Here is a 1,864-nt window from a genome sequence, read left to right as displayed (position 1 = left end):
GTTTTTACGTTACCCAAGGACATCGTTGTTATTTTTAAAAAAATAAAAGCAAGCTGCACAGAGGGACGAACCTCAGCTTAATAACCCCTAATCTCGGTCTTACACCCACCCTCCGCTAAGGCCGAGAAACATGAACCCCGAAAACAAAAACACCCAGCAGCAAACCATTGACCGCATTGCCGCCCAACAGGGCCAGCAACCACAAGCCCCAGGTCAACCCCCGTCTCAACAGGTACCATCGCCACAGACTCCGATGTCACCACCCAAGCAGAACGAGACACCGCCCACGGACGCCGAGAAAGCCGCCGCCGCAGGTTCACCACAAACCGAAGGTGACAAAGCCAAGGCCGAAGCCATCCTCTACGACATCGAGTTCGGAGAAGGCGACACCCGACAACTGACACCACAACAGATCAAATCCACCTTTGAACGCTACCGCGATCTCAACTTCCAGAATGCCCAGATGAAACCGGTCAATCAGGTCGTCAACGCATTCATGAAAAAGTACGGGGCAAATCCAGCACAGGCAGCCCAAGCCTTGATGAACATGGAAAAAGCCTTTGAAAAGAACCCGCAGCTTGGGCGCGAAGCAGGAGGTGATGCCAATTCCGGTCAGCAGCAGAAACAAGAACTGACCGACGACGTGTTCAAGAAATGGGAAGAGGACAACGCCGCCGCGCTCCCCCCAGGCTACAAAGAGATGTCTGGCCAGATGCGACAGATGATGCAGATGAATCAGCAGATGCAGCAGATGTTGGCCCAGGTCATCGGCGGTACCCAGGGCGTTGCCAACGCGGCCAACCAGCAGGTCAGGCAGGCCGACAACATGCGCGGTCAGGCCATGCAGCAGCAGATCGCCAACAACCTCAACCGTGTGCAGCAAGCCCTCGGCCTCGGTGACGACAAGGCCCACGAGTTCATGAGCTTCGCGGCCGAACGGGGTTACACCCTCGACGACTTTATCGACCCAGGTCTCACCGCCAAAGTCGCCCAGGACTACAAACACAACGCCATGTCTGGCGAGTACGATCGACTCAAGCAACTCTCCGAGCGTCGCCAGGCATTCACCGGTTCCATCGAGGGCACTCCCTCATCTGGCACAACTCCACCCATCGACTCACCAGAGCAGGCCGACATCGACCGGCTGTTCAACAAATACCAGAAGTAATTTCCCTGTGCTTGTCCGGCACCTTTGCCCGCTCACCCGAGCGGGATTTTTTTTAAGATAAGAGGCGGGTATTCTTAGAATTTGTCGTTCCAAAACTCACTATGTGGCAAAGCTTTGGACGCAGCATTGATCCAGTCTGCAATCAGTTGAATTTCTTGTTTGATTTGAACATCGTCAAGCTCACCAGAACGCCAGCTTTTCCAAGCAGTTTCAAAAGAATAACGAACCTTGGAAGGTGGAGAAATGTGATTACTTTCCAGCCGTTTTATCAAATCTTCGTTCCACTCAGGGTCAGACTGATCAACCCAAATGGCCTTGCTACATTCAATGTCGTCGCGTTTGAGCAACATGTAGTCATGATGGAGTATTACATGAAACGTTATATCGTCCCCATAAGCAGGGCGATTCAAAATAATTTCAATATCAGTCATTAACGTTCCCTTTTATCAGATATAAACGTCAATGGATTATAGTTAGGTTTGAAATTTTTAATACACAAGGTAAGCGCAATAAATACTAAAAAAAGGGTATCTGAAGCGATGTTTTCAGCACACTTCTCCCACCAATAACTATACTCAGCTCGCACATAAACACTGAACAACAGACAAAGGAATTACCATGATTAACGAAAAACTCTACGAATGCTTGGTGAAACTGGGTGCTGATGAGGACGAAGCCCGAGATGCTGCCAGCGAA

Annotated in this window: 2 protein-coding genes; one reads left to right on the top strand and one right to left on the bottom strand. The window is 50.5% G+C overall.

Translation table 11 applies throughout. The annotated features are described in order from the left end of the window. The first annotated feature begins 130 nt into the window (after positions 1–130). Entirely contained in the window at positions 131–1,168 is a 1,038-nt protein-coding gene (locus AK963_RS28405) for a hypothetical protein (RefSeq protein WP_066018648.1), read from the top strand. 74 nt (positions 1,169–1,242) lie between these two features. On the opposite strand, the gene AK963_RS28400 is transcribed toward AK963_RS28405, so the two are convergent. Continuing rightward, on the bottom strand, positions 1,243–1,599 hold the full coding sequence (locus AK963_RS28400) for a hypothetical protein (protein ID WP_066018647.1): 357 nt from the start codon (positions 1,597–1,599) through the stop codon (positions 1,243–1,245). Positions 1,600–1,864 lie beyond the last annotated feature (265 nt).

This window comes from Endozoicomonas atrinae (assembly GCF_001647025.1).
GTDB lineage: Bacteria > Pseudomonadota > Gammaproteobacteria > Pseudomonadales > Endozoicomonadaceae > Endozoicomonas > Endozoicomonas atrinae.
Note: the sequence above shows the minus strand (reverse complement) of the source record. Positions and strands in the feature narration are given on the sequence as shown.